This is a genomic window from Plesiomonas sp. (assembly GCF_051650925.1).
Lineage (GTDB): Bacteria > Pseudomonadota > Gammaproteobacteria > Enterobacterales > CAMTGL01 > Plesiomonas.
This window is the reverse complement of sequence record NZ_JBOFRH010000500.1, coordinates 1-3,079: the sequence shown is the minus strand read 5'-3', so window position 1 is coordinate 3,079 and position 3,079 is coordinate 1. Positions and strand designations below refer to the sequence as shown.

2 protein-coding genes are annotated in these 3,079 nt (G+C 49.0%); both read right to left on the bottom strand.

Going from position 1 to position 3,079, the window contains the following annotated elements:
• Positions 1–764: 764 nt before the first annotated feature.
• Positions 765–1,985, bottom strand: a complete 1,221-nt coding sequence (locus ACRC27_RS12015; RefSeq protein ID WP_438639977.1) for an L-lactate MFS transporter — start codon at positions 1,983–1,985, stop codon at positions 765–767.
• Between the two features lie 130 nt (positions 1,986–2,115).
• On the bottom strand, positions 2,116–2,916 hold the full coding sequence (locus ACRC27_RS12010) for a LytR/AlgR family response regulator transcription factor (protein ID WP_438639976.1): 801 nt from the start codon (positions 2,914–2,916) through the stop codon (positions 2,116–2,118).
• Between the last annotated feature and the right edge of the window lie 163 nt (positions 2,917–3,079).

Below are 3,079 nucleotides of genomic sequence, written 5' to 3'. Positions count from 1 at the left end.
CACCGATGCCATCATGCTGCGCGCAATGCCATTAAATACGTCAGACAGGAAGAAATCGGCAAAGTCGAAAAAATAGCAGATCAGCACAAATACAATTATCCGGTTTAGCATGTCACCTCCATCCCGATCGCAAGGCTGCAAATTATCACCAGCGATGCATCAAGTTGCATTAAGTGGGCTGCATCTTTACGCAACGGAGGGTAACAGAGTTCGACTATATGTAAATTTGTACACGAGCGATGCGCAACGTTATCCGCTCCGCAGTTCTAGAAATTTTTGATACTAGCGCGATCACAAAATCACAATGTCAGCGCGAAATTTGCACTAAACATGGGTTTTGCGATCGCGTCGCCATTATATTCGTGCCACAAACAGCAACTAACTGAAAATAAGTGGTATAACACTTGAGAGGCCTATCGCAAGGAGCCCATTTCGAGCTACCTCAATGCGGTGCGATAAGCCAAGGGAGTGACACGATTAATGGATGAAACCTGAAAAACATCAGGCAGGGAGGGCAACATGAAAGAGTTAATCAAATTGGCAGTATTTTGGGTTGTCGTCACCGGAGGGACTTGGGCGGTGTTTACATCCCTGTAAGAGAACGCGCTGATCTCGGTTATCTGCGGATAAAAGCAATTCCGAGCATCAATGAGAAAGGCTGCCTACGCAGCCTTTTTTTGTGTTTGTTTTCTTTATGCTTGATGTCTGCTATTGCGTGGTTGGCATTTGATGGCAAATTTCTGCTTCCCTACAAAATAGCCAACTTAGCTTAACTCCATCTGCTGCTGATGCTGGGTTGCCAGCGGATGACGGATAGTCAGCGACATCCCCAACGCCACCACCAGCAGTGCCAGAATCAAGTAGAAGGTCGCCATAAAGCCGCCAAACAGCGACGCCACCACTGAGCCGATAATGCTACCCAGACCGAAACCCAGATAAATCACCCCGTAGTTCTTGGTCAGGTTGTTTAAGCCAAAGAAATCACTGACCAAAGACGGATAGACCGTAATAGTGCCACCAAAGCTAAAAGCAATGCAGGCAACCGCAGCAAAGAACAAGTTGGCATTCAGTGGCACAAACAGCAGCAGAGCCATTCCCACCAGCGTAATCACTTGTGCCAGCGAAATCACACGAATGCGCGGCATACGGTCAGACAAAATGCCCAGCACCAAACGGCCGCCTAAGTTCGCCATCGCAATCACCGCCACGGCATTGGCGGCCACAACTGCTGGCAGGTTCACCATTTTCTCGCCGATATCTTTGGCCACGCCAATGACGTACAAACCACTCATGCAGGCAGTTAGAAACATTAACGCCAACATCCAGTACTGCGGCTTACGCATCGCTTGTGCCAGCGTAAAATCATGAGCTTGTTGCGTGCCGGCTGATTCTTGGCGCACGGGTGCATCTTTCATTAACAGCGCCCCCAGCATCACCAGCACCATCGCCAGTAATCCCCACATTTTGAAGGTATTTTCCAGGCCGGTGCTAGAAAGCAGCAATAAGTTAATGTATTTAAAGCCCAAACTACCCAGCCCATACGCACCAATAGCGCAAGCGGAAATCAGCCCCTTACGCTCAGGGAACCATTTCACACAGTTCGACAGCGTCATCAAGTAGCCCGTACCGTCAGCAAAACCCACCAAAATACCGGCGCACAGATACAGCATCATCAGATTGCTAGCATGGGCGGTGAGGAAAAATCCCAAACCTAACAGCAGGCCAGCGCCCAAAGTCACCTTACGCACACCGAAACGTTCTTGCAGTTTGCCAGCCAAAGATGAGGCCACCGCCAACGCCAGACTTAGTAAACCGAAGGCAAACGCTACCTGACTGACCGGCTCATCCAGCTTGCTGGAGAGCTGTGCATTGAACAGGCTCCAGGTATACACCGAGCCCAAGGCAAATTGCGTGATAATGGTACCGAGCAGTGTCAGAACTCGGGTACGTTGATACTGTTGCGGACTTAACTGCTGCTGACTCATAAGCCACCCCTGATAAACCATGATGATTGTAAGAAGCGATAACTTCTCTCAGTGGTGGCACTATACGAGGGAAAACTCCCGCTCTGGCGATAAAAGGCATGAGCTGCAAAACGGGAGGAATGAAATGCAATTACAGACGCATCAGTTGTCGAAAGGCTTTGATGTTACTGCGGCTAACGGGAATTTCAGCGCTCAACTCGTGCAAACGAATCAAATAGGTGCTGTTAAACCACGGCACGATTTCGCGAATTTTGTTGATGTTCACACAATACGAGCGATGACAGCGGAAAAAACCGTCTGCCGGTAAGCGGCTGATAAATTCGCTGATGCTCATTGGCATCACGAAGCGATCATCGCGCGTATACACATAAGTCAGTTTTTCATCGGCCTCCGCATAATAGATCTGTGCACACGGGGTGACGATGATGCGCTCACCTTTAACCAGATTCACCGTCTGGTTACGGTGTAACATCCCTTCATCCGCTATCGTAGCCGATGACGCGGCGCCTTGACCGGCATGAACTGCCGCAGGTGACTCCGCATTAGCTGCAAGATTGGGTACTGCAGGCACTTTACGGGCTTCGATTTTTTGCAGCAGATGGGTGATGCGCGCTTCGTTATACGGCTTTAAGATGTAATCGAAGGCTTCCAGTTCAAAGGCGTCTACGGCAAACTCTTTATGCGCCGTCACAAAAATCACTTCCGGAGGATGTGAGGATTTACGCAGGTTTTTTGCCAACATCACCCCATCAATGGATGGAATTTGAATATCCAAAAACACCAAATCCACATCGTGATCTTGTAAGTATTTAAAGGCTTCCAACCCATCTTCAAACTGAGCGGCGATATCAATTTTACTGTACGTCCGGATAAGATAGGCCAGCTCTTCACGCGCCAGATATTCATCCTCAACGATGATGGCTGTTAGCATAAATTTGCCTCCGGATCAGGTAAATAAAAACAGACTTCCGTGCCCGGCTCCAAACGCCGTAACTGCAGCCCAGCACCGTACAACAGGGTTAAACGCTGATGGACATTGGTTAAACCAATGCTATCACTGCTGACCGTACCAGCCGCCAGATTATCAATCACGT

What these genes read in the sequence shown, in the direction of transcription:
- ACRC27_RS12010 (WP_438639976.1), bottom strand. Translation starts at nt 2,916, where the DNA reads ATGCTAACAGCCATCATCGTTGAGGATGAATATCTGGCGCGTGAAGAG.
- ACRC27_RS12015 (WP_438639977.1), bottom strand. Translation starts at nt 1,985, where the DNA reads ATGAGTCAGCAGCAGTTAAGTCCGCAACAGTATCAACGTACCCGAGTT.